The organism is Pseudoalteromonas sp. MTN2-4, assembly GCF_042848605.1.
In the GTDB taxonomy this organism is placed as follows: Bacteria; Pseudomonadota; Gammaproteobacteria; order Enterobacterales; family Alteromonadaceae; genus Pseudoalteromonas.
The window spans coordinates 443,541-466,219 of sequence record NZ_BTGK01000001.1 but is presented as its reverse complement, the minus strand read 5'-3'; the positions used below and the strand labels follow the sequence as shown (position 1 = coordinate 466,219).

Below are 22,679 nucleotides of genomic sequence, written 5' to 3'. Positions count from 1 at the left end.
ATGCTACACTGGCGGTTCTGCTTAGGAGGGAAGTATTTGAAACTGTTTGCGATTGTTGTTATTTGTTGGTGTTTAACTTTTTCTTTATCAACACAGGCTGAGGCGCAATGGCAAGTTGAGGCCATTGAATTTGGCGAAATGCCCGATGAGTTGAGTAAAAATATCAATGGCACGTTAAAACCGTTACTCAATCAGCCTTTTTCACAGTCGTTAGAAAACAAATTACTTTCTCAGACCGAGCGAGCTTTACAGGCGCTTGGTTATTACCAAGCAAATATTACCTTATCACGTGTAGAGCAAAGCAGTACCCTCAAAATCGATGCAGAGATTGGCGAACCTATTCGTTGGAAATCGATCCAAATTGAAATAAAAGGCGAGGCCAATAAAGACTCATTTTTGCAAAAAGTATTGTCTGGCATTCCTATTAAAGCCAATGATATCGTTAATCATGACAATTATGAGCAGACAAAAACTGTTCTTGAATCAAACCTGATCTCGAAAGGGTATTTTGATTTTAAATGGCTTAGTCATCGCCTAGAAATTCATAAACAAAAAAACTTTGCAGCAGCTAAGCTAAAACTAGACTCGGGCAATCGTTATCGTTTCGGCAAAATTGAAGTGAGCAGGCAAAGTCTGGCAAAAAAATATATTCAATCACTCGCACCATTTGATGAAAACACCTTATACGATGAAACTTTACTGTCTGAATATAACCTAGCACTCAATAAGACACCGTATTTCAGCGCCATTAAAGTGTATCCACAGTTACAAAATCGCAAGAATAATCTAGTGCCTATTCGCATTGAAGTGGTCGATAAGCCCGCCAATACGTTTGAAGTGGGGGGCGGTTTTAGTACCGAGATAGGGGCAAAAGCACGATTTAAATGGTCAAAGCCTTGGATCACCGAAGATGGCCACTTTTTTGATGGCAATTTATTTGTTGCTGAGAAACAACAGCGTGTCACAGGCAGTTATAGTGTTCCCGTGAGTAACCCTAACGATGATTTATGGCGAGTGACATCCGGTTATGCCCTCGAAGATGAATTGACAGAGGGGGTTAATAGTAAAATTTGGAATTTACAGCTGCAACGACAATGGTTAACTAGCAGTAATTGGGTACGCACCGCTTTCTTAAAAAGAGAGCATGAAACCACAACACAAGATGGCGAAACCGATAAAACAGAGATGTTAATTCCAGGTATTAGCTATGCTAAAAAGCAAGCGATAGGTGGTGTCACGCCTTCTTGGGGGCAACAAACCTTGATCTCGTTAGAGTTTGCCAGCGATGATTTAATTTCTTCCACAACTTTGTTTAAAGCACACTGGGAACAAGCATGGCTGAGAAAGTTTGCACTTAAGCATTGGTTTATTGCCCGGCTAGATGCGGGTGCCATTGTCACTGACGACATTAACGAGGTGCCATTTAACTTACGATTTTTTGCCGGGGGCGATCAGAGTATTCGAGGTTTTGCCTATCAATCTGTCGCGCCTTATGAAAAGGGCAAAATTGTCGGTGGTAAATACCTTGCAACGGCTTCGGTAGAATATAACTATCAATTTATGCCAAATTGGCGACTGGCTTTATTTGTTGATTCGGGCACTGCAACAAATGACTTCTCAGAGTCATGGGCCGTGGGTGCGGGTTTTGGTTTTCGCTATATTACACCTGTAGGGCCTATTCGGTTAGATCACGCTTGGGGGCTCAGTAAAGAAAGTAAAAGCACACGTCTAAGTATTATTATTGGGCCGGAGATTTAATGCGCTTACACCCTATAACAAAAAGAATTTTAAATATTGGTTTAGGCACGCTGGTTTTTTTATTTTGCTTAGTGTTTACCAGTGTTGGACATCAAAGCCTTTTATGGGTTTTGAATAAGTCGGTCGATGGCTTAAATATTAAACTCGAGCAAGGTCGTTTACTCGCAGGTGAAAGACTCGATATCACTTGGCGCAGCGAAGGGCTAAATTTATCACTGAGCAATTTTAGGCCGCAGCTCAATTGGTTTACTTGTGCCACAGTGTGTGTAGAAATAACCGCTGACATAATAGATGTAAAACTTGCTAACTCGCCTACAGATAAAGCCATTGAAGAAATTGCAGTAGAAACAAAAACAGAGCAAAGCGAAGAGCTAGAAACTGGCTTTGCATTACCTTTGAATGTCGCCATCGCTAAGTTAAATGTGGCTAATATCAAGTTTCAGCAAGGCGACTTGAACGTTCAAATATCGGACATAAAATCATCAGCTCAATTAATCGACGCTGCAGCAAGGTTACATGAGACTTCAATAAAGCGCATTCATATTATTGATAAAAGAGAAAAAGAACAAGAAAGCCAAGAGCTTACTGAGTTGGCGGCCTTGCCAGTTATTGTTTTGCCAGACGGCCTCGATGTTCGAGTATCACAACTAGCTCTGGGGTCTTTTGAGTACGAAACGCCAACAGGATCGCAACACATTAAACGCTTTAATATCGCGGCAAAGATCACCTCTCAACAACTTGAGTGGCAAAATTTGTACTTAGAATATCAGCAGTTCGTTTTGCGCAGTTTTGGCGAGCTGAGAGCCGAAGCAATCAAGCAGCCGTTAGTGTCAATTAAATCAATTACTACGCTGACAACAGAAGAAGAACTCGTATGGTTACATTTAAGTGGCAAATTTTCAGATTTAAATATTGATTTAAAGGCCGAAGGTCAACATCAGGTTGCCTTGTTAGGTAATCTAAATCTTAACCAAACAAACTGGCCGTTTGATGTATCGGCACAGGTCTCAAATCTTCCTTTTTCATACGAAATTCGCGGACAAGACTATAATGCCTTGTTGGAACAGGCTCGAGTTGAGCTCAAAGGTAATGCCGATAATTATCAGTTGAAACTTGATATCATGGCTAAACAAAAAGAGCTCACAGAGCTCAGTGCAAAAGTGTCGGGAAAAGGCAGTTTAACGGCAATTTCAGAGCTTGCTGGTCGTTTGAACGCGTCAGAAGGCAGTGCCAATTTGACCGGTAAACTATCGTGGGCCGAAGGCGTTGACGCGCAATTACGCTTAGTGATGGACGCATTACCGTTGTTTTTTATCGACCAGCAGTCGGTGTTAAACGGCTCAATGAGTGTGTTGGCTAAGCAGAAAACCGAGGGGTGGCAAATCGATATCCCCGATGTTGATGTCGATGGCAAACTTTCAGAGCTTCCTTTAGCACTCGATGCTAGTTTTAGACTGAACGAACAGCTGTTTGGTCAAGTCGATAAGCTAAAAATGCAGCTCGGTTCGAGTAATTTGCAGTTATCGGGCTCACTACAACAAGAGCTAGATTTATCTGGACGCTTTGCAATTGCACATAACAACTTCTCACAAAAAGCGAAAGCGTTGCTGCCTTTTGATGTTGATGCGCAAGGTGAGTTACAGATTAGAGGTGACCATCACCAACCTAAAATCAGCTTTAACTCTGTTATCTCAAAGTTCGAAAATAACGACATTAGCCTCAAAGGGGGTAAGCTCGATGCCAGCGTTGATTTCGCCAATAATTGGCATACAGAGACCTTATTATCCATTGAGCTACTCGCGGTCCCAGAACATCAACTTAATCATATCGAGTTGCGTTTCACGGGCGATCAAACTTCACACCGCGCTCAGTTATCAAGTCTTGGAGATGTGCACGCAGAGCTAGATATTCTAGGTGGTTTAAACGCTCAAATCTGGCAGGGCGAAATCGCATCAGGGCGAATTATTTATAAGCAATTTGAGACAAGTTTAAAGCATCATTCAAAGCTGCAATATGCCAGTGCGCTGCAATGGCAAACCGGTAAAATATGTGGTGAGCTAAATCAGTCACCTTGGTGCTTGCAAGGCGAGCAAAAAGGCAAGCAAGGGCAATTTTATATCAATATCCAAGACTTTGGATTAGCATCACTACAAGCCTATTTGCCTGAACAACTTAAACTAGATGGTAAAACCAGCATCAATTCAGCACTGTCATGGCAAGATAAAAAGCTCAATGCGGTCAATGCAAAAGCGACTTTGCAAAATGTTGCTGTCGCCCTCAGCGAAGCTAATTCTAAAGCCGATAGCGATGTTCAAAGTGAGCCCATAGTTCCGATTGAACAACTCGAAATTAATTTTAGTGGTGACAGCCAAGCTATTTTAGGGCGCTGGCAACTCGCCTCGTCGCTATTAGGGGATGTGTCTGGTGAAGTGACTGCACAAGTGCAAGACAATCAATTACATTCACCAACTGCCAAAGTTGAACTACATGCACTGGCTTTAAAGCCAATTGGCGAATTAGCAAATCGCTTTTTACCGCAACCAATTAATTTAGACGGGCAGTTATCTTCAAAACTGGCCTTATCGGGTGATATTAAACACCCTAATGTTATCGGGGAAATAAATTTAACGTCATTTGGTATTCAACAAGCTGCACTGCCAGTCAGTTTTATCGACTCTTCTCTAAAACTCGGTTTGAATGGTCAAACAGCCAGTTTAAATGGTGTGTTAAATACAAATGAAAAGGGTGTATTGAATCTTGATGGTAAGCTCGACTGGCAACAGCAATTAAGTGCTGAAGCAGTTGTGTCTGGCGAGGAAATAAGAGTCAGCCCACAACAAGGTATGAGCTTCTCCATCTCTCCAGGCTTATCTTTAAAGTTTAAAGATACACATTTGTCGCTAACGGGGCACGTCGATATACCACAAGGTCGCATTAAAATTTCGCAACTGCCTGAACAAGTGACTACGGTTTCTGATGATCAGGTTATTGTTGACGCACAAGTTCAAGAGCAGGAGAGTCTTCCTTTTACTTATACACTTGATTTAGATGTCGCGCTAAAAGATGATTTTAGAGTGTATGCATTCGGCCTTGATAGCTATGTATTTGGCCAGATAAGTTTAGATAAAACCCCTGATACTCCTTTACTTGCCAGTGGTGAGTTTGGCTTGCGAGAAGGCGTTTATCAAGCGCTAGGTCAAGACTTACTTATTCAACAGGGTCAGATTGGTTTTAGTGGACCGTTATCGCGCCCTTATTTGAATGTAAAAGCAATACGTAACCCTGAAGCAACTGCCGATGATGTTATTGCAGGTATAGAATTAACAGGAAGTGCGAGTAACCCAAGTTTAAACATATTCTCACAACCAGCCATGGACCAAGCTCATGCGTTATCGTATTTATTAAACGGTCAACCACTCGATAAAAGTGAGAATAATAACAATGCCTTATTGTCTCAAATGCTGCTCGCGCAGAGTATTAACTTTAGTGAAAGCTTTATTAATAAAGCGGGTAAAAAAATCGGCATCGAAGATGTCAGCGTCAGCGCTAAAGGCAGTGGTGATGACACGCAGGTCGAGTTATCAGGCTACATTACACCTAGTGTACAAGTAAGCTATCGCGTAGGAGTATTTGAAGCCATGAATGAAATTGCCATTCGTTACAGGGTCTTCACAAAATTATATATTGAAGCAACAAGTGGTTTATACGATAGTATAGACCTGCTATATCAATTTGACTGGGATCCTGAATGAAGTCTTGGATTATTGCCCTGTGTTTAAATACTTGTTTTTGCTTTTCGGCCTGTGCTGAAGAGACGGTACGAATAACCGCAGGAGCTGATCCTTATGTCATTGCATTGTTGAAGCATACCCTAAGCTATCAAAAAGAAATACACACGCTAGACTTTGTAGAAAATATTCCGACTCAAAACCGTGCGATCCGTTTATTGGGTGATAAAAATGGTATTGATGTCTTCTGGTCTGTGACATCAGATGAGAGAGAGAAACAAGCTTTGGCTGTTAGGATCCCTATTGTTAAAGGCGTACTTGGTTATCGTCTTGGGATAATCAAAAAGTCTCGCTTAGACTATTTTTCAAAGTTAAAAACTGATGGTGAACTCAGAGGCTTAAGGTATGGCCTGAGAGCAGATTGGCCAGATACGGTTATTTTCAAAGACAATGATTTTAACGTTTTAGAGTATTCTCAAGAAAATTCAGGCTATGAATTACTTGAAGCCTCACGCATAGATGTATTGCCTATCGATGCCCTATATGCCAACGATATTACTAATATGACAGATTTAACAATCGATCCGGCACATGTTTTCTATTACCCTTCAGCAGTTTACTTCTTCGTTAATAAAAACAATAAAGCATTATATCAAAAGCTTAAGTCTGGCTTAGATAAAGCCATCGAAGACGGTTCGTTTGACACTTTATTTAATCACTATTTCGAAAGCGAGTTGGCAGAATTAGCGTTAGAAAAACGACAAAAAATTACCCTCGTAAATACTTTACTCCCTGCCAGCGCACCCATTCATACAAAAAAATACTGGTATAACAATAATCAAGGAAAATAAACAAATGCTCTTACGCGCTTTTGGCCTAACTGCTTGTGTCTTGCTCGCAGGTTGCAGCAGCACGCAAAATACTGAATCGGCACCGAATAAATCTGAAGTTCGCTCACCAAGTACCATTATTAGCTCTGCATCTGCCGATGTATGGCAGCAAGTAAACAACAACGATGTGTTAAGAATTGATTTACCATCAGGCCGCGTTTACGTACAACTTAATCCACAACTCGCACCGGGGCATGTTGATAATATTAAAAAACTCGCGCGAGAAGGCTTTTATGATGGCTTAAACGTGTACCGTTTTGTTGAAAGCTTTGTGGCACAAGGCGGCGATCAATCCGGTGAAAAGCAACCAACACAAGGCAGTAAAGGCATTTCGGGTGAGATGTTTTTAACCACAGAAAGCCCGCTTGAGATCACTCCACTCAATGCGATTGACGGCTATGCCGATAAAACCGGCTTTTTGAATGGCTTTGCAGTGGCGCAAAATAGCGATGGCAAAAAGACTTGGATGACCCACTGTACGGGCACATTCGCGATGGCGCGCGGCAACGAAATCGACAGTGGCGGCACAGAGTTTTATATCACTTTAGCGCCACAGCGTTATCTTGATAAAAACACTACTGTATTTGGTCGAGTGCTAGAAGGCATGGAGCATGCTCAGCGTTTATTACGTACACCAGTAGAAGGACAGCCGTTTAACCCAATCAGCCAAGTGCGTGTGTTAAGTGATATTGCGGGTGAAGATAACAGTGCTTTCACGGTGTTTGATACCAGCTCAGAAGATTTTAAAGAGTTGATTGAATCTCGTAAAAACCGCCCAAGCGACTGGTTTATCGATAAGCCAAATCATACAGACGTTTGCTCGGTGTCTATCCCGACCAAACGCCTGAATTAAAAGTGATTAACCTGAACTTTGGTTAAGAGATTTACGAATACCTTGATAATCAGAGGTAACGCTTTTCTAAGTCTGCAGCCGGAGACTTTTAGGGATAACAAGGCGAATTTACGCGTCAATAGCTGGCCTATTGCAAGTGAATTCAACAATGTTAGCGTTAAAAGTAGCCGCTGGAGATAGATTTATTATCCAGAGTCCAGGTTAATTATTTACTGACGGTTTGTACGAATGTGATAAGCCGTCTTATCGTTTTCGCTGCTGCGGTAAGGGTTAATGTCTAAACCGCCACGTCTTGTGTAGCGTGCATATACTTCTAACTTGCTCGGCTTTAATTCACGCATTAAGTCACAGTAAATTCGCTCCACACACTGCTCATGAAACTCATTGTGATCTCTAAAAGAAATAAGATACTTAAGCAGTGATTCTTTGCACACAGGCTTGCCCGTGTAACTCACCACAATACTTGCCCAATCAGGCTGAGAGGTAATTAAGCAGTTTGACTTAAGTAGGTGGCTATGGAGTGTCTCAGTGACTTCATTGCCATCTTGTACCACGATTAAGCCTTCTTGCGGGCTGTAGGTATCAACCTCAATATCAAGCTCATCAATGCACTCGCCCGGCATGGCCGTGAATGGAATACAGGCATAGTCTTCAGCTTTGAATAACGTCACTGCGACGTCAGTCTGTGCTGCTTTGCTTAAATCATTGGTCAAAATAGTTTGTACTTCTGCAAAGCTGGCAAACTTAGTTTGGTTAAAACTATTTAAATACAGCTTGAACGACTTAGACTCAATAATGTGCGAGCTTTGGCATGGGAACACAAACGTTGCCACGGCTACTTGTGGTTTACCTTTGGCGTTTAGCCAAGATAATTCATAGCCTGTCCAAGTGTCTTCCCCTTTAAATGGCAAGTTCTGCTCATCAACCGCGATTTGGTCACGGTTTAGCTTTCTTGCAATCGGGAATAATAAACTTGCATCGTATTGTGATGCGTATTCAGTCGTTTTACCTAATACTGACGCTTTCAGCTCAGGTGCATTGTTGTAATCTGTCATGTTTCACCAATAGTGGTTACAATGGCGCGTATTATAGCGTATCGCACACAGGTTAACAGTATGACAATAAAGCCGCTTTTATCAGAGCTTCACGACAGGTTTCAATCTCACTACCAGCAACAACATGGCACTTTACCTTGCATGTATCATGACGCTGACTGGCCAAGTCCATGTGAAGTTGGAGAAGTGCTCAGCGAGCAACAAATTCAGTGGCAAGCCGTCCCACAGCCATCAAAAAATAGCCTAAATGATTTAGCAAACGCGTTAGAGTGCACTTTTCCCGAGGCGTTGAATGAGTTCTACAGCAGCTTTTATGCGGGCAATATCATTGGCAACGTAGAAGGCCACCAAATCGAGTTATTACAAGCGTGGAATGAAGATGACTTTGTGCGTTTACAGCAAAACATCACAGGTCATGTATTGATGAAGCGCAAACTCAAACAATCTGATACGGTTTTTATTGGGTTAACCGAGCAAGATGACTTGTTGATCACCATTGAACTTGAAACGGACAAGGTTTGGTTAGAATATGTCGGAAAAAGACCACATCATGTTCTGGCTGATAGCTTAGAAGTATTTTTGCAAGCGGTTGAGTTTTAATATTCATGTGATTGTCTCTAGTATGTCATGGTATGTCGTTTACAGAGCGTCTATGTATGTTGAGTTCATTAACCGGTACTTTATACAATTTGGCGTATAAGAATTGGTGAGGGGTAAAGGTGTTAAGAGAATTAGAATCAATCGTATTTGGGCATATATTTTTTTGCTTCATAGATTATTCATGGGACTTTGAGGACGAAGAGCTTCAATATGGCTGGTTGAGAACAGGGATTTATCATTATTTGGATCGTCTTGACTCTCAATATAAACAAGGAAAGTTTACAAAAAGTGATGTTAAAGATGCCCTTGTTAATGCTTTTAAACAAGATGACTATACATGGTGGCTAATGAATAGTTATGAAAATTCAGATGTACAAGCTTGGGAAGATCAAAATCAGCCCAATGAAGGTATGCAGTTTGTTGCTGCTTGTGCTTGGTTAGAGCATTTTGGCCTTATAAATATGCAAGATGATGATAAAAACTGGGATACAATAGACTTATACATTGAAAAGTATTATCACCCAGTATTTTTAAAGTTATTTGTTAAAAAGTTTGTTTGGGATGTGATGTTTCCAAATCAAGTGCTACCTAACTATACAGAACCTAAATCAGGTGATGTTAGGTCATTAGATTATCCGTTTGATATTGATTTTTGCGACCTAGTAGCGAGTTAACCCATTAAATAAAAAGCACCTGCACCACAAAAGTGGCAATCCATGAATCAACAAAAGAATATTTATAACTACGACGGTGCTAAAGGCACTTTTTATATCATGTCTATACTCTCGATTAAGCAAGGCAGTTAATGGTGAGTAATCATATTGGTCATATATCCAATTCTGAATTATATAGTTATTCCGTTTCGTGAAGAATTAGGGCCAGGATTATGTGATTTAGATGACTTTGTTCGTTTACAGCAAAATATTACAGGTCATGTATTGATGAAACACAAACTCAAACATGCAGATACAGTGTTTATCGGTTTAACTGAGCAAGATGATTTGTTGATCACCGTTAAACTAGAGACTGGTAAAGTCTGGCTAGAGTATGTAGGCAAAAGGCCACATCATGTTTTAGCTGATAGTCTAGAAGAGTTTCTAAGTGTAGTGGCGTTTTAATATTAAAGATGCTTTGACAAGCCAAGTATTAACTACATTGATAATACCAAAAAAAGGTATATCATACTGAATTAAAAGGATTATAGCAGCGTTTATCATGATGGCTGTTTTATGGTTGGTAAAAATGAAAAAAATAATTTGTTCACTTCTTTTAACATTATCTTTCGTATCATTAATAGCTAATGCTAATACTTTTAAATTAGATCGAAATAGAGTGGTTTTAGAGCAAGATGTACGAAGAGGGGAAGTCAGAATCTACAATACTTCAGACGTAGTACAAAGCTTCAAAGTTACTCTGATTGACATGATTATGACGCCAGAAGGAGGACTGAGAGTTGTTGATGATTATGAATATTCTGCTAAACAATTTTTACGAGTTGGGCCTCGTATAGCAAAAGATGTGCTTCCAAATCAATATCAAAAAATTAGGCTTGTTAAAAAGAATAACATTCCTGATGGAGAGTTTAGAGCTCATCTACTGGTTGAATCATTAAGTAAAACGCCAATTGATGATCAGGGCGCAGTAGTCGTTACCGCTAATTTTAAGATTGTTATTCCTATTTTTGTGAAAAATACGAATGAAGTAACTCATATGCAAGTTGGTGATGTTTCGTACCATTTACCAGACTCTGATATGTCAGTTTACTTAAATAGATTAGGTAAAGGACATACAAGCGGAAACTTGGTAGTAAGGGATAAACAGGAAAAAGAGTTATATAGGATCAATCAAATTAGCCTTTATCCAGAATTAAAGAGTAGAGAAGTACTCGTGCCTATTAAGTTTGCTAGTGTCAAAAATAAGTCATTAAAAATTCAGGTTGAAGATGTTGAAAGTAAAGAAGTACTAAGTGAAAAAGTGATTCATCTTTGAGATTGATTAGAGATGATTAGTTATATGTACTTATTGCCATTACTTGCAATTAATAATTCGGGGCTTGAACGTGCAAAGTCGATTTTACAAGCTTCGAATCAGCAAATAGCACCTGTCAGTGTCAATATAGTGTCACCTATGGTATTCCCAACTCTTTATCAGACTGCTGCAACGAAAGAGGGAGCATTTTGTAAAGCTAACGGTAAAAAGAATAAAAGAAACGCAAAACGCTCTTTATGTCCTAAAATGAAAGGTTATTCAGCAGAGTTTGAAATATCAGGAAAACCAAAGACTTATGTTAGTATTCAGTTAGATGCCGATGAATATAAACAGGGTCTAAAATTTTCAATAGATAGCAAAACAACTAAACTAGAACAAAGAGTTAGAATTAAAAAAGATGGTTTTGGCACATTCTTTGCTGGAGGTGTTATAACGCTGCAAGATACACAAGCAACAAGCTCTGGTGAATATGCTTTTAGCTTGTATGTTACAGCGCTATATCAATAAACTCTTAAAGGACATAATAATGTTAAAAAAACTTTCAGCACTCGCAATTATTGGTTTCACTGCTTTTTCTGCTAATTCAGCCACATATCAAGTTAATGTTGTTTTAAACGTAGAGCGTTCTCCACTTCAGATTACACAATCACAAAGTATGGTCTTTAATGAGCTGCTAGTTAATGAAGCTTCACGAAATGGCTATGTGTGTAATGCAACCGATTTTGAGCCGGCGAATTCATTAAGTAAGAACCTTTGCTCAGGTGCATGGAGTGGTAAAAGTGCACGCTTTACAGTTTCAGGAACACCTCGTGCAGCGATTAGTTATACATTTACGGGTGAAGACCAAGTTAAGGATGGTCTGAAGTTTTCTGTTATTGGTTCAGGTGTGACTAGAACGGTGGCATTGGATACAAACGGTGAAATCACTGTCAGCTCTAATGGAGCAATTGAGTTAGTAGATAAAGATATTGCTATCAATGCGCCTGGTACAAAAACGTTCAGCTATGATTTTGTTGCCGCTTATCAATAAAAACACCTTCAAGATAGGCTCTTGAAAAAAGAGCCTTTTGTATGAAACATCTTATTTTATTCTTTTTTTTAATCCTTTCTTATTTTCCAGTTTCTGCATCTGAATTTGAGGCAGACTACTTATTTGTTGATCTATATCTTGATGGTCAATTGTTTCCTGAAGGTGCTGAATTAATAACTTTCGATTACGAAAATTACTTTATTTCTTTATTTTCTTTTAACTTAATTATGCAAAGTGATATTCGTTGGAGTCGACAAGAAAATAAATTACATGGCAGTTTATGGGATGCTCCTTTGAGTTACACATTGAACTTTGAAATTAAGGAGAATGAAGGCGAATTTTTAATTCCAATAAGTGATTTGAAGCTTTTAGGAATAGAGCCTGACTTTAAAGAGCAACAACAACTCATAAATTTTGATACCAAAGGAAGGCATCCATCTGTTGAGAAAATGCAGAGAGAAAAGCGTAAAGAAATAATTTCTCTTATGGCTAGAAAGCAAGCCAATAGTCTAGAGGTTACTTCTGATTATCAAGCAATTTCAGTACCTTATGTTGATGTTCAGATTTCAGGGAATTTTTTAGATAATCAAATTAATCATTCAATTTATTCAAATTTATCGCAAGATCTTGCTTGGCATCAGGCTAAAGTTTCTTTCAATAAATCGAAAGGTAGCGGCATAAATGGGCAAGCAATATTAGAACGAAATACTTCAAACATACATAGTTATCAATTAGGTGATTTACAGTCTTTATCAGGTAACCTAATTGACACTCAAGGCAGAGGGTTAGGTTTTCAATTTGGAGATTTGTCAGCCCAGAATAACAATCAACTTAAAATCGAGGGCTTTGCAGAAGTTGGGAGTGAAATTGAACTTTATAAAGATAAAGTATTATTTGATTTGATTGTTGTCGGAGAGGACGGCTTTTATAAGTTCAAGCCAATTGAAACATTTTCTTCTAAATCTTCATACTACCTAATCATTCAACACCCTGATGGAAGGCGCGAGAAAAAATTGATCGACTCTAACAGTAAGTTGCGTGGTGAATTAGGTTCATGGCAGTCTTCAATTAAGTTTTTTGACAGTAGCAAAGGTCTGATTTACAAGCCATATTCATTCTCTCAAGAAGAGCGTTATTTTAACCCTGAAATTAGGTATATATGGAGTGAAAACTCAACTTTAGGGCTTGGTTATGAATCTAGCCATAAGGTTAATAATACTCAAAAAGTGGTTTACTCAAGTTACAATTACTCAACCGCACCCGATAAAACGTCTTGGGGTATAAAGTTAGGCGGGAGTGATAAAGTGTTTTATGAAATGAAGTGGCGAACGCCTTTCGGTAATAACTCTGAACATTTATTTGCTTTCATTAGCCAACAAAAATATAACCAACAAAGTAAGGAGCGAGTTCACAGTGTTTCTTACGACTATGCTATCGATAAAATACAGCTAAACTCATCCATTGGGTTAACTGAAGTGTCAGATGAAAGTTTTTTATCAAAATCCATTGGAGTAAATTACTACTTTAATCAAATGAGCTTATCAGCAAATTTTGACATGATTGATGGGGATTATGACAGAGAAGAGCTTTATTCTTTCGTGAGTAGTTATTCAAGTAATTGGGGACGATTCAAAGCAATTTGGAGGAAGGCTAGCAGTTATTATTCACACGAAGAATTGTCAGTTGGATACTCAAAAATGTATGAAGGTTTCTATCTATCTGCTCAACAATTAATTCCGTTGTATAACCGAAAGAGAAGAACGTCATTAAGTGTTTCAAAAAACTTTTCATTTGCCTCGGTCGCGTTAAATGCCAGTCACTCAGAACTGCAAGGTTTACAGGTCGGCTTATCAATGTCTTTTTCATTTTATGGTAATAAACCTTTAGAGACATTATCCAGTAAAGGCGGAAGAAATAGTGGCTCTTTGCTCATCAAAGCATTTAATGATTTAAATAATGATAAAATTTATAGCTTAAACGAACCTACACTAGACGATGTGAGTGTAACTCTTCAAGGGAGCCCATTTACAGAGTTAAGTTTAGATAATGGTAAGAGGCTATTGCATGTTCCAGCAGGTCGTAAATTAAAATTGGAAGTGGAGCACTATGAAGACGACAATTATTTATTAAAGCCTGAGTTCGGCTTTGTAGAAACTACATTGCACCCAGGTTCAGATGTGACAATTGACATTCCTTTCCATATTGAATTCGAATTAGAAGGATTAATTAAAGCTTTTAATTCAAAGGGAGTAGAGTTAGAAAGGGCTGGCAGAGTGCCGATAGAGTTAAAACTAAAGTACGGTGATAAGATTAATACTTATTACACTGAGCCTGATGGATTTTTGTATTTTGATGGAGTCAAGCCTGGGAAATATATATTAAGTATACCGAAAGACTATCTCCTGCAACGAAACTTAAAGTGTGAGCCTTGCCAAATAGAGATTGAACTCAACGCAAATACAGAGCAGTTTGTATTACTTGAAGACATTAATTTGTATCAAGTGAACTAATTTTATAAGTAAAAAGTTAGTTCACTCAATTATATCGCACTAGTAATATCCAGAGTCTGCACATTTAACTGTGATTTATTATTGTTGATTCTGAGCTACTGAAAATCCCAAGAGATATTCGACACCAGTTCACAGCTGTCACAGCGAAAATCAAATAAACCAAACCAAGGCTCGTCTAACTTCCAATCACCGCCACAGCTTGGGCATTTACGCGTTTGCTCTGCTGCCAAGCTCTCACCGCCTACGCGATATAAATAGTAATACACCGGTTTTTTGGTGAGATAACGAATACGCTTAGACAAATCCATACCGCGGCGGAATAAATCACTTTCGGTGCTAGAGATCTCTTCTAACGCCGCAAATTCACAGCGCGTGGCCCCGTTGATCTGGATCTGATCGCATGCCTGCCAATCCTCTTGCCACTTAATTAAAGCCTTGTAATCGCCATTTGCAATGGCAGGAATTTTATAAAGTGGCACAGGCTGAAAGTCATCGCCGCAATAAAGCGGGCTGCATGTATGCACATAGGTGGTATATAAGATATAAGAAGACGGAGCGTCGCATAAGTCGGCGCCATTGGCATGAATATCCTGACCGATCACCTTTACTTTCGGTGCTAACAAGCCTGCATCTTGTAAAAGCTCAATGGCTTTTTTTACAAACGGGCTGTGATTAAGTGGGTGGAGCGCATCTTCAAGCGGGCACATAACACGGGTTATAAAGTAGCCGTCTTTTAATACAGTCGGAAATTCATCCCCGATGATCTGTCCGTTAAAACGTAGGGCATTCACCACGCGATTAATGGCACGCTCTGCGTCATCTAGGGTGGTGTCTTGGTAACAATCAAAAGTTAAATCTACAACGAACATAATTAGTTATCTTTTTCTAATAGCGCGAGTAAGCGGTCAAGTTTTTGTTCAATGCGGTCAAGCTGACTTTGTTCTGCGGCTTTGGTTTTTGGGGCTGCTGCAGGCTGAGTGTTGATGCAATTTGGATCATTTTTGTAGGCGGTCAACCCAGCAATAACCAAAGGCATAGGCACTGGCTCTGATAATTTAGATTTAGTTAAAGCAACAGTGGGTGTTTTGTTTTCAGCGATTAAGGCTGCAATAGCAGAATGAACGGCGGGGTGCATGCGTTTTACTCAACAAAATAAAACGCATTCTAGCATAAATCTGCAAAGCGCATAGCTGAGCTCGTAACCATGCTAAACGGTTTGTTTTGCACAATGCACTGTGATCGATTCGTTCTTTCTATACTTATGTTAACAACGAGAGACAAGATATTACTGACTAGTGTTAGCATGTCTTTTTGCTTAAAAAACACTCAGCAACTATAGTTGACGAAGTTTTCTAGTAAAAATTAGGTAACAGGAACAATAATGAAAATAGTAGAAGCAGATCAACTGAGCCTAAAGTATTTGGAGCCGGAAGAAATAAACATTGCAGCAAGCCTGCTTTTTCAAGCTTATCAGAGTGATGAATTATTAAAGCAAGTGTTAAATGCAGACTCTGATGACGACTTTGCTAAAAAGTTACGCGCACTTATTCGCGAAGAGTTACAGACTTTTTCGCAAAGTGGTCAAGCCATGTTAGGCGCGTTTATAGACAAACAACTTGTTGGTGTTGCGTGTGCAATCGCGACCAATGGACCTTTGTCTGCACAACGTTTTTGGCATTGGCGTTTAAAACTCATGCTCAGCGCAGGGTACGTTCAAACCAAGCAATTGGTTGCTAAAGAGCAAGCGATTAGAGCGGCCTTAGAGCAATATGGCGAGTGCTTTTATTTATCATTAATTGCCATTCATCCTAACGCACAAGGGCAAGGTCTTGGTCATTATCTATTAAACGGGGTGGAGCAACTTCACCTAGCCGAAGAAGAGATAACTGGTGTGGCAGTATTCATTACACAAACAGCACAAAAAGCCTTCTTCTTAAAACACCAATATGAGGTGATTGAGCAAATGACCTTCGGCGAAGTGTCTGGGGAGCTGATGTACAAAAAATTAGATTCGGACGGATCGGAAAGTTAGCTGTGAGATATATCCTACATGGTTGTGGGTTTTGGTGTTTTAAACACTTCACTTTTTCTGTGATTTTCTTTTAAGTGACTGAAAAATAAGATATATTTTAATTTTAAAATAATATGACAATAAATAAATTGCTGTAAGTCGCTTTTGCACTCGGCAAATTACCGTAAACTTAATCATGTCAGGAAGACAAAGGGATAGGAAAAACGGAATAAGCACAAGGTTATGGATAGGTGCTAGGGCAAGAAGCTCAACAGGATACTCAGGATGAGGTGTAACGGAGTTGCACACAGGAATAGGATACACACAGGAGTGTGAGGACAGCCCAAAGATGGGTGAAGCGGAAACTAGGATGGTTTAAGGTGTTAGGATAACACCTAGGATGAGGATGGAGTACAGGGTGTACTAGGAGCGCATAGGGTTTGCGAAGTGGATTTAGGATATTAGGAACACAGGACGTGTATAGGATTTTAAACGGATTTTTGGTTGTCGATGGAAGATAACCATTCAGCGGAAGATAAATCAGGATATAGGCTTTGGAAGCTTTCATGGATGTTGTCAACTTTAGGCGCGACATATGTTGCGCCTTAGTTCTTTCTGGCGTTTGGTTTTTCTTTTCTTAACTTTTCAATTGTGTCGGGTTTCTCACCTCAAATGACTTTTCGGTCGTACCGACTTATCGTGCAAAATACACGTTGCGAAGCAAGGTTACTTTTGCGCAAGGTGAAATGAGCAATTTCAGCCGCTTTTGTAAGTCGTTATTTATTGCGCCATTTTGAGCTTCGACTCTGTCCTTTAGCGCGACAGGTTTAAAAGCTGCCTTCAATTTGGCTCTTTGTCGCGTTGGCGACGGCAACCAAAGGGCGGCTGCCGCCGGTCGCCCTCTGGACTCCCACGGCGCCCTTCATCACACTTGATCCTTCAAAGAATAAATTGATATGAACGTACACGCCATGAAGGTACATCCATGAACAAGCATGGCTTGGCTCGCATCCATGCGAGCGCATTACTCACCAATTAATTCTTTTCAGGGTGTGATAAAAGGGAAAAGGTGTTGCCTGTTACTTTGGCGCAAGGTGAAATGAGCAACTTTAACAGTCCTAACTAAATCAGCAATCTCTGAACCTGACGGATCGGAAAATTAGCTGTGAGACATTTCCTACATGGTTGTGGGCTTTGGTGTTTTAAACACTTAGCTTTGGCTGTGATTTATTATTAAGTGCATGAAAAATATAAGATATCTTATTTTTAAAATAATATGACATTAAATAAATTGCTGTAAGTCGCTTTTGCACTCGGCAAATTACCGTACAATTAATCATGTCAGGAAGACTAAGGGATAGGAAAAACGGAATAAGCACAAGGTTATGGATTAAGTGCTAGGGCAAGAAGCTCAACAGGATACTCAGGATGAGGTGTAACGGAGTTGCACAATGGAGATAGGATACACACAGGAGTGTGAGGACAGCCCAAAGATGGGTGAAGCGGAAACTAGGAAGGTTACAGGTGTTAGGACAACACTTAGGATGAGGATGGAGTACAGGGTGTACTAGGAGCGCATAGGATTTTGCGAAGTGGATTTAGGATATCAGGAACACAGGACGTGTATAGGACTTTAAATGGAGTTTTGGTTGTCGATGGAAGATAACCATTCAGCGGAAGATAAAATAGGATATAGGCTTTGGAAGCTCTCATGGATGTTGTCAACTTTAGGCGCGACTTATGTTGCGCCTTAGTTTTTTCTGAAATCTGTCTTTTTTAGCCCAAGCGATGCGGTGGAATATCTGCTTGCACCAGCTTTTCATTTTCAAGATATAGATAACCTTGATATAAGCTCTCGCCGTCAGAGCTAAATTCAAACAAAAACTGACTTTTTATTCCCAAGCGACCATTTTTCAAAATGCCGGGTAGCACTTTTTTACAAGCGACACTGAGCAACTGCACTTGTAATTGCTTTGCTTGTCTTTGTGCATGTTCGTTTGCGGCTTCTGCAATTTTACGGCTATACCAAAAAAAGCCGATAACGCTGCCGATAACAATAAAAAGCCAGAGAGTTGCCATTAAGAGAATAACCTACCTATCGCACGAGATAGTGTGTCGCTGCGATTTTCTGCTCGAAGAATACCTAGTACGTGTGGGCGAAGTGACGGAATTGCAACTAGGTCCGCAAAAATACTTGGGAATAATTCAGGCATTTGCTCATTATTAGCTGCCGCATCAAGTAGTTTGAATAGGGCTTCTGGTTTTTCAAAGCATAACCAATAACGACCTGCTAGAGTAAGCAACACGTCTGGTTGACTGCCGAGCTCGCTTGCTAGTACTTGCTCGACTAACTGAGACTTTAACCCTTGTGCTTTGCTACCTGAAAGTGCACGCATATTGTTAATTAATAGGTTTAAATTATTTTCAGCGATGGCTTTTTCGAACTGTGCAAAGAATAACTCAGCAAGTTGCGTGTTAATTTCAACATGTTCTAGCATCGCACTTAAAGGCTGCTGCACCTCTTGTGGTAAGCTCGTCCACACTTTAGCGAGATTTGCACTGTTTTGGCCGTGGTCGAGTCTAAAGGCAAAATCAGCTAATCCCTGTACTGCAATACTTTGCCATGCATCGTCAGTTAAGTTGCCAGCAAAAAATTGCTCGGTAAATTCATAATACTGAGACGCAGGGCGCTTTAATTCCGTTTTTAGTAATGCATTGAACGCGGCAAGTTTATTGGCATTAGGTGTAAATACATACGGGTTGTTGTCTAGTTTGCCATCGGCTTGCTCGCCCGTTAACTCAGTGCCTAATGCTTCAAGTACCATATTTGCGAAGTGGTCACGACTTGCAAGCACTAACTTACTTTGTTCATCAAGTGGCATTTTTAAAAACCACACATACGGATCAGCAGTGGCTTGGTTATCCCAAAATTGAATGGCTATCAGGGCATGACCAGCAAGCGGGTAAGGGTAAGGTACCTGACCGTTTTCAAGTTGATTGAATAGGGCTTTGTCAATTTTAGTGATTTTTCGACCCATGTCATAAACACGCCACTGAGTGCCAGCTGTGTTAAGAAGATCACCTAAAGTAGAAATGTGCGCAGTCATAGTTCGCTCATGCAAATTTTAAATTAGCCGAATTATACGGATTTTCTCGGTACTTGATAAGCGAAGCTGTAAAGCTACTGTAAAGAAGTTAGCTGAGCTATAATTCGCGGGTTTTAAATAGTCTACAAAGAGTCGGTTTGATGAGTCACGCCCAATATCAAGCAGTTTATACCTTATTGAAAGAGCTCGAAGCGGTATTACGCATCGCCAAGCTTTGGCAAAGTGAAAGCATTGAGGCTGAAAAGCTAAATTCTACCGCGCCATTTTGTTGTGATGTGATGACATTTGAGCAGTGGTTGCAGTTTGTTTTTATTCCTAAAATGTCCTTGATGATAGAGCAAGGTATGGCACTACCAGCCAATATGTCGATTGCGCCTATGGCTGAGATGAGCTTTGCCACTCACCCGCAATATCCGCAGATTTTAAGTCTACTGACCAAGTTAGACGAAAGCTTACAACAGAATTAAAAGAGAAAGACCATGCTTGAGATTGTCTATCAAGACGAAAACTATGTGGCGATTAACAAACCTTCGGGCTTATTGGTACATCGTTCATTTTTAGATAAACGCGAAACCCAATTTGCCATGCAAATGTTGCGTGATCAGCTCGGGCAGCACGTATTTCCGGTGCATCGATTAGACCGTCCTACCAGTGGTATTTTGTTATTTGCACTGAGCTCAGAAGCTGCCAGAGATATGAATCAAGTATTCATTGAGGGTAAAATCGAAAAACGTTATTTGGCACTGGTGCGAGGTTTTGCGCCTGAGCATGTTTATTTAGACAGGCCTTTAAAAGAGCATTTAGATAAAATCGCTGACAAATTTGCCGATCAAGATAAAGCGCCGCAAGAAGCGCAAACAGAATTTAACTGTTTACATCAGGCAAGTTTGCCTATTCCTTTTGGTAAGTTTCCGAGCATTCGTTATTCGCTGGTGGAGTGTTTTCCTAAAACCGGTCGAAAGCATCAAATTCGACGTCATTTAAAACATTTAGCTCATCCTATTTTGGGTGATGTGAACCATGGTGATAACAAGCATAATCACTTTTTTTATGAGCATTTTGGTTTGCAGCGCTTAATGTTATTTGCAACTCGGTTAAAGTTTGTTCATCCTTATACAAAACAAGAAATTACCATTCGGGCAAACCTAGGCGAAGAGATGCTAAAAATCTGTGCGCAATTGGGGTGGCCCAGCAGCGAACAGGACTATCAATAATGGCATCAATTTCAATTTTTGTAGGCAGTGTGTATGGCAATGCACAGAATTTAGCTGAACAGGTGCAAACTGTTTTGTCAGCGTCACATCAAGTGAGCTTATTTGAAAGCGCAAGCATCGATGATTTAAAAGCCGCTGAAGTGGCTTTGTTTATTACCTCGACCACAGGCTCTGGCGATCTGCCTGATAACATTGAGCCATTGGTTATGCAGCTGAGAAGTCAGTCGCCAATGTTAACAGGAAAAAAAGCGGGGGTGATCTCCTTGGGCGACTCAAGCTATGGTGACACCTATTGTGGCGCGGGCAAGCAAGTCGATGCTTTATTACAAGAATTGAATGCAGAGCAAACTTTACCGCGTCTAGATGTGGATGCGTGTGAGTATTTTGAACCATGGGAAGTGGTTGAAGCCTGGTTAACAGAGTGGCAGAAAACACTTTAATATGTCGAAGTTACAAAAATTTAAATGGGTATTATTACTCAGCAGTATTTTAATTGTGCTGCCAGCAATTGAGAGTAGCTGGTTTGAAAATGCATTTGGCTTAAAGTGGGGCAGTGAAAAGCTCATGTACTATTTCAGTGTGCTTTTAGTACCGCTGAAGTTAGCCATGGTCATTGCCGGTTGTTGGTTACTTATTTACTTCGTGAAACACAATGAGGTGAGCAGTAAAGCTAAACTAGCAGTGCTGCCTTTAATGTTTGTTGCCTCTGTTCAAGTGATTATGCTGAGTATCACTTCGGTCTACTATGTATTTAATGGCACCAAGGCAGATAACTACATTGAGCAAGCCAATATCAGTATTCAAAGCCAAGCGCCAGGCAAGTTACTCACGGCATTTCATGATATTAATATTATGTGCGATAGAGGACTTGGGTTTTACGAATTGTTACCGGTCGTAAAAGAACCTTGGCTTGGTAAATCATTAGCCATTGAAAGTTATGAGCCGTTAGAGCAACTCACCATCAGCTTTACTGAAAATAATAAAAGGCAGTTTAAGCACTATGATCTTCAAGGTTTAAGTTGTAACTAACCACTTCATAAAATCTAATCAAAAAGGCCGCAAATCGTCAATGATTGCGGCCTTTTCTCGTTCTTCTATTGATTACTCATCGATAGAGCGAAGTAGAGCGTTAATACCCACTTTTTCACGTGTCTGCTGGTCAACTTTCTTCACGATAATTGCTGCGTAAAGGCTGTGTGAGCCATCTTTGCTTGGCAATGAACCTGGTACAACGACCGCACCTGCTGGTACGCGACCATAGTGGATTTCGCCTGTTTCACGGTCATAAATACGCGTACTTTGAGAAATGTATACGCCCATTGAAATTACCGCGCCTTCCTCAACAATGACCCCTTCAACGATTTCAGAGCGTGCACCGATAAAACAGTTATCTTCGATGATGGTTGGGTTAGCTTGTAATGGCTCTAATACACCACCAATGCCCACACCACCAGACAGGTGCACGTTTTTACCAATCTGTGCACATGAACCAACTGTAGCCCACGTATCAACCATAGTGCCTTCATCAACATAAGCACCAATGTTCACGTAAGAAGGCATAAGTACCACGTTCTTACCGACAAAGCTGCCCTGACGTGCTACAGCGTTAGGTACTACGCGCATACCGCCTTGTTGGAATTGCTCTGGCGTGTAGTCAGAAAATTTAAGTGGCACCTTGTCATAAAACTGGTTTACGCCATCGTTCATTGGTTGGTTATCACGAATACGGAAAGACAGCAGTACCGCTTTTTTAAGCCACTGATGCACAACCCATTCACCGCTGATTTTTTCTGCAACTCGCGCAGCACCAGAATCTAGCAATGAAAGAGATTGAATGATTGCATTTTTAACTTCGTCGCTCACTTGTGTAGGAGTGATGCCATCACGTTGCTCCCATGCTTGTTCAATGATGGTTTTTAAATCTGACATAGTTT

Annotated in this window: 21 protein-coding genes and 1 pseudogene; 16 read left to right on the top strand and 6 right to left on the bottom strand. The window is 40.2% G+C overall.

Annotated elements, in window-relative coordinates; genetic code table 11:
* Nucleotides 1-36 precede the first annotated feature (36 nt).
* From ACGHEH_RS02180 to ACGHEH_RS02165, 4 genes are read left to right on the top strand one after another with little or no spacing between them, the layout of a single operon-like run.
* Nucleotides 37-1,758: an autotransporter assembly complex family protein gene (locus ACGHEH_RS02180; RefSeq protein WP_390441456.1), complete on the top strand. Its 1,722-nt coding sequence runs from the start codon at nucleotides 37-39 to the stop codon at nucleotides 1,756-1,758.
* Nucleotides 1,758-5,510 (top strand): translocation/assembly module TamB domain-containing protein, encoded by a 3,753-nt coding sequence (locus tag ACGHEH_RS02175; RefSeq protein ID WP_390441454.1) that lies wholly within the window; start codon nucleotides 1,758-1,760, stop codon nucleotides 5,508-5,510. Before ACGHEH_RS02180 ends, ACGHEH_RS02175 begins: the two co-directional genes overlap by 1 nt.
* Nucleotides 5,507-6,337: a substrate-binding periplasmic protein gene (locus ACGHEH_RS02170; RefSeq protein WP_390441452.1), complete on the top strand. Its 831-nt coding sequence runs from the start codon at nucleotides 5,507-5,509 to the stop codon at nucleotides 6,335-6,337. The genes ACGHEH_RS02175 and ACGHEH_RS02170 overlap by 4 nt, the downstream gene beginning before the upstream one ends.
* 4 nt (nucleotides 6,338-6,341) lie before the next feature.
* The gene (locus tag ACGHEH_RS02165; RefSeq protein ID WP_390441450.1) at nucleotides 6,342-7,229 is read left to right on the top strand and encodes a peptidylprolyl isomerase; all 888 of its coding nucleotides are present in this window, start codon (nucleotides 6,342-6,344) and stop codon (nucleotides 7,227-7,229) included.
* 209 nt (nucleotides 7,230-7,438) lie between these two features.
* On the opposite strand, the gene queF is transcribed toward ACGHEH_RS02165, so the two are convergent.
* Complete coding sequence (queF, locus tag ACGHEH_RS02160; protein ID WP_390441448.1) at nucleotides 7,439-8,284, bottom strand: NADPH-dependent 7-cyano-7-deazaguanine reductase QueF; 846 nt, start codon at nucleotides 8,282-8,284, stop codon at nucleotides 7,439-7,441.
* A 60-nt stretch (nucleotides 8,285-8,344) separates the two neighbouring features.
* On the opposite strand from queF, the gene syd reads away from it, so the two are divergent.
* The 7 genes and pseudogenes from syd to ACGHEH_RS02125 all read left to right on the top strand — a co-directional run bounded on the left by syd (nucleotide 8,345) and on the right by ACGHEH_RS02125 (nucleotide 14,413).
* Nucleotides 8,345-8,884 (top strand): SecY-interacting protein, encoded by a 540-nt coding sequence (gene syd, locus ACGHEH_RS02155; protein WP_390442387.1) that lies wholly within the window; start codon nucleotides 8,345-8,347, stop codon nucleotides 8,882-8,884.
* Between the two features lie 119 nt (nucleotides 8,885-9,003).
* A complete protein-coding gene (locus tag ACGHEH_RS02150; protein WP_390441446.1) occupies nucleotides 9,004-9,558 on the top strand; it encodes a hypothetical protein in 555 nt (184 codons plus the stop codon).
* Between the two features lie 222 nt (nucleotides 9,559-9,780).
* Nucleotides 9,781-10,002, top strand: a pseudogene (locus ACGHEH_RS02145) (SecY-interacting protein Syd); the annotation flags it as partial.
* A 97-nt stretch (nucleotides 10,003-10,099) separates the two neighbouring features.
* Nucleotides 10,100-10,873, top strand: coding sequence for a hypothetical protein (locus tag ACGHEH_RS02140; protein ID WP_390441444.1), 774 nt, complete (start codon nucleotides 10,100-10,102; stop codon nucleotides 10,871-10,873).
* Between the two features lie 138 nt (nucleotides 10,874-11,011).
* Complete coding sequence (locus tag ACGHEH_RS02135) at nucleotides 11,012-11,380, top strand: hypothetical protein (RefSeq protein ID WP_390441442.1); 369 nt, start codon at nucleotides 11,012-11,014, stop codon at nucleotides 11,378-11,380.
* A gap of 19 nt (nucleotides 11,381-11,399) precedes the next feature.
* A complete protein-coding gene (locus ACGHEH_RS02130; protein WP_390441440.1) occupies nucleotides 11,400-11,903 on the top strand; it encodes a hypothetical protein in 504 nt (167 codons plus the stop codon).
* Between the two features lie 41 nt (nucleotides 11,904-11,944).
* Nucleotides 11,945-14,413: a hypothetical protein gene (locus tag ACGHEH_RS02125; RefSeq protein WP_390441438.1), complete on the top strand. Its 2,469-nt coding sequence runs from the start codon at nucleotides 11,945-11,947 to the stop codon at nucleotides 14,411-14,413.
* A gap of 95 nt (nucleotides 14,414-14,508) precedes the next feature.
* On the opposite strand, the gene ACGHEH_RS02120 is transcribed toward ACGHEH_RS02125, so the two are convergent.
* A complete protein-coding gene (locus ACGHEH_RS02120; RefSeq protein ID WP_390441435.1) occupies nucleotides 14,509-15,282 on the bottom strand; it encodes a Zn-ribbon-containing protein in 774 nt (257 codons plus the stop codon).
* Nucleotides 15,283-15,284: 2 nt separating this feature from the next.
* Complete coding sequence (locus tag ACGHEH_RS02115) at nucleotides 15,285-15,548, bottom strand: hypothetical protein (RefSeq protein ID WP_390441433.1); 264 nt, start codon at nucleotides 15,546-15,548, stop codon at nucleotides 15,285-15,287.
* Nucleotides 15,549-15,794: 246 nt separating this feature from the next.
* On the opposite strand from ACGHEH_RS02115, the gene ACGHEH_RS02110 reads away from it, so the two are divergent.
* The gene (locus ACGHEH_RS02110) at nucleotides 15,795-16,445 is read left to right on the top strand and encodes a GNAT family N-acetyltransferase (RefSeq protein WP_390441432.1); all 651 of its coding nucleotides are present in this window, start codon (nucleotides 15,795-15,797) and stop codon (nucleotides 16,443-16,445) included.
* A 1,755-nt stretch (nucleotides 16,446-18,200) separates the two neighbouring features.
* Here ACGHEH_RS02110 and ACGHEH_RS02105 read toward each other — a convergent pair.
* Both ACGHEH_RS02105 and ACGHEH_RS02100 read right to left on the bottom strand, forming a co-directional pair.
* Entirely contained in the window at nucleotides 18,201-18,503 is a 303-nt protein-coding gene (locus ACGHEH_RS02105; protein ID WP_130257139.1) for a DUF3301 domain-containing protein, read from the bottom strand.
* Nucleotides 18,503-19,531 carry a DUF3549 family protein gene (locus ACGHEH_RS02100; RefSeq protein ID WP_390441430.1) on the bottom strand — a complete coding sequence of 343 codons (1,029 nt, stop codon included), beginning with the start codon at nucleotides 19,529-19,531 and terminating at the stop codon, nucleotides 18,503-18,505. The genes ACGHEH_RS02105 and ACGHEH_RS02100 overlap by 1 nt, the downstream gene beginning before the upstream one ends.
* A gap of 140 nt (nucleotides 19,532-19,671) precedes the next feature.
* On the opposite strand from ACGHEH_RS02100, the gene ACGHEH_RS02095 reads away from it, so the two are divergent.
* The 4 genes from ACGHEH_RS02095 to ACGHEH_RS02080 are packed head-to-tail and all read left to right on the top strand — an operon-like array spanning nucleotide 19,672 to nucleotide 21,774.
* A complete protein-coding gene (locus ACGHEH_RS02095; RefSeq protein WP_349286412.1) occupies nucleotides 19,672-19,998 on the top strand; it encodes a YqcC family protein in 327 nt (108 codons plus the stop codon).
* Nucleotides 19,999-20,010: 12 nt separating this feature from the next.
* Nucleotides 20,011-20,745, top strand: a complete 735-nt coding sequence (truC, locus tag ACGHEH_RS02090) for a tRNA pseudouridine(65) synthase TruC (protein ID WP_390441428.1) — start codon at nucleotides 20,011-20,013, stop codon at nucleotides 20,743-20,745.
* Nucleotides 20,745-21,185: a flavodoxin gene (locus ACGHEH_RS02085; protein ID WP_390441426.1), complete on the top strand. Its 441-nt coding sequence runs from the start codon at nucleotides 20,745-20,747 to the stop codon at nucleotides 21,183-21,185. The genes truC and ACGHEH_RS02085 overlap by 1 nt, the downstream gene beginning before the upstream one ends.
* Before the next feature lies 1 nt (nucleotide 21,186).
* On the top strand, nucleotides 21,187-21,774 hold the full coding sequence (locus tag ACGHEH_RS02080; protein WP_390441423.1) for a hypothetical protein: 588 nt from the start codon (nucleotides 21,187-21,189) through the stop codon (nucleotides 21,772-21,774).
* A 72-nt stretch (nucleotides 21,775-21,846) separates the two neighbouring features.
* Here the strand turns inward: ACGHEH_RS02080 and dapD are convergent, their stop codons facing one another.
* On the bottom strand, nucleotides 21,847-22,674 hold the full coding sequence (gene dapD / locus ACGHEH_RS02075; protein WP_390441421.1) for a 2,3,4,5-tetrahydropyridine-2,6-dicarboxylate N-succinyltransferase: 828 nt from the start codon (nucleotides 22,672-22,674) through the stop codon (nucleotides 21,847-21,849).
* Between the last annotated feature and the right edge of the window lie 5 nt (nucleotides 22,675-22,679).

Excerpts from the sequence above, each read along its gene's own strand:
- ACGHEH_RS02175 (WP_390441454.1), top strand. The coding sequence starts at position 1,758 with ATGCGCTTACACCCTATAACAAAAAGAATTTTAAATATTGGTTTAGGC.
- ACGHEH_RS02170 (WP_390441452.1), top strand. The coding sequence starts at position 5,507 with ATGAAGTCTTGGATTATTGCCCTGTGTTTAAATACTTGTTTTTGCTTT.
- ACGHEH_RS02165 (WP_390441450.1), top strand. The coding sequence starts at position 6,342 with ATGCTCTTACGCGCTTTTGGCCTAACTGCTTGTGTCTTGCTCGCAGGT.
- queF (WP_390441448.1), bottom strand. The coding sequence starts at position 8,284 with ATGACAGATTACAACAATGCACCTGAGCTGAAAGCGTCAGTATTAGGT.
- syd (WP_390442387.1), top strand. The coding sequence starts at position 8,345 with ATGACAATAAAGCCGCTTTTATCAGAGCTTCACGACAGGTTTCAATCT.
- ACGHEH_RS02140 (WP_390441444.1), top strand. The coding sequence starts at position 10,100 with ATGATGGCTGTTTTATGGTTGGTAAAAATGAAAAAAATAATTTGTTCA.
- ACGHEH_RS02135 (WP_390441442.1), top strand. The coding sequence starts at position 11,012 with ATGGTATTCCCAACTCTTTATCAGACTGCTGCAACGAAAGAGGGAGCA.
- ACGHEH_RS02130 (WP_390441440.1), top strand. The coding sequence starts at position 11,400 with ATGTTAAAAAAACTTTCAGCACTCGCAATTATTGGTTTCACTGCTTTT.
- ACGHEH_RS02125 (WP_390441438.1), top strand. The coding sequence starts at position 11,945 with ATGAAACATCTTATTTTATTCTTTTTTTTAATCCTTTCTTATTTTCCA.
- ACGHEH_RS02120 (WP_390441435.1), bottom strand. The coding sequence starts at position 15,282 with ATGTTCGTTGTAGATTTAACTTTTGATTGTTACCAAGACACCACCCTA.
- ACGHEH_RS02115 (WP_390441433.1), bottom strand. The coding sequence starts at position 15,548 with ATGCACCCCGCCGTTCATTCTGCTATTGCAGCCTTAATCGCTGAAAAC.
- ACGHEH_RS02110 (WP_390441432.1), top strand. The coding sequence starts at position 15,795 with ATGAAAATAGTAGAAGCAGATCAACTGAGCCTAAAGTATTTGGAGCCG.
- ACGHEH_RS02105 (WP_130257139.1), bottom strand. The coding sequence starts at position 18,503 with ATGGCAACTCTCTGGCTTTTTATTGTTATCGGCAGCGTTATCGGCTTT.
- ACGHEH_RS02100 (WP_390441430.1), bottom strand. The coding sequence starts at position 19,531 with ATGACTGCGCACATTTCTACTTTAGGTGATCTTCTTAACACAGCTGGC.
- ACGHEH_RS02095 (WP_349286412.1), top strand. The coding sequence starts at position 19,672 with ATGAGTCACGCCCAATATCAAGCAGTTTATACCTTATTGAAAGAGCTC.
- truC (WP_390441428.1), top strand. The coding sequence starts at position 20,011 with ATGCTTGAGATTGTCTATCAAGACGAAAACTATGTGGCGATTAACAAA.
- ACGHEH_RS02085 (WP_390441426.1), top strand. The coding sequence starts at position 20,745 with ATGGCATCAATTTCAATTTTTGTAGGCAGTGTGTATGGCAATGCACAG.
- ACGHEH_RS02080 (WP_390441423.1), top strand. The coding sequence starts at position 21,187 with ATGTCGAAGTTACAAAAATTTAAATGGGTATTATTACTCAGCAGTATT.
- dapD (WP_390441421.1), bottom strand. The coding sequence starts at position 22,674 with ATGTCAGATTTAAAAACCATCATTGAACAAGCATGGGAGCAACGTGAT.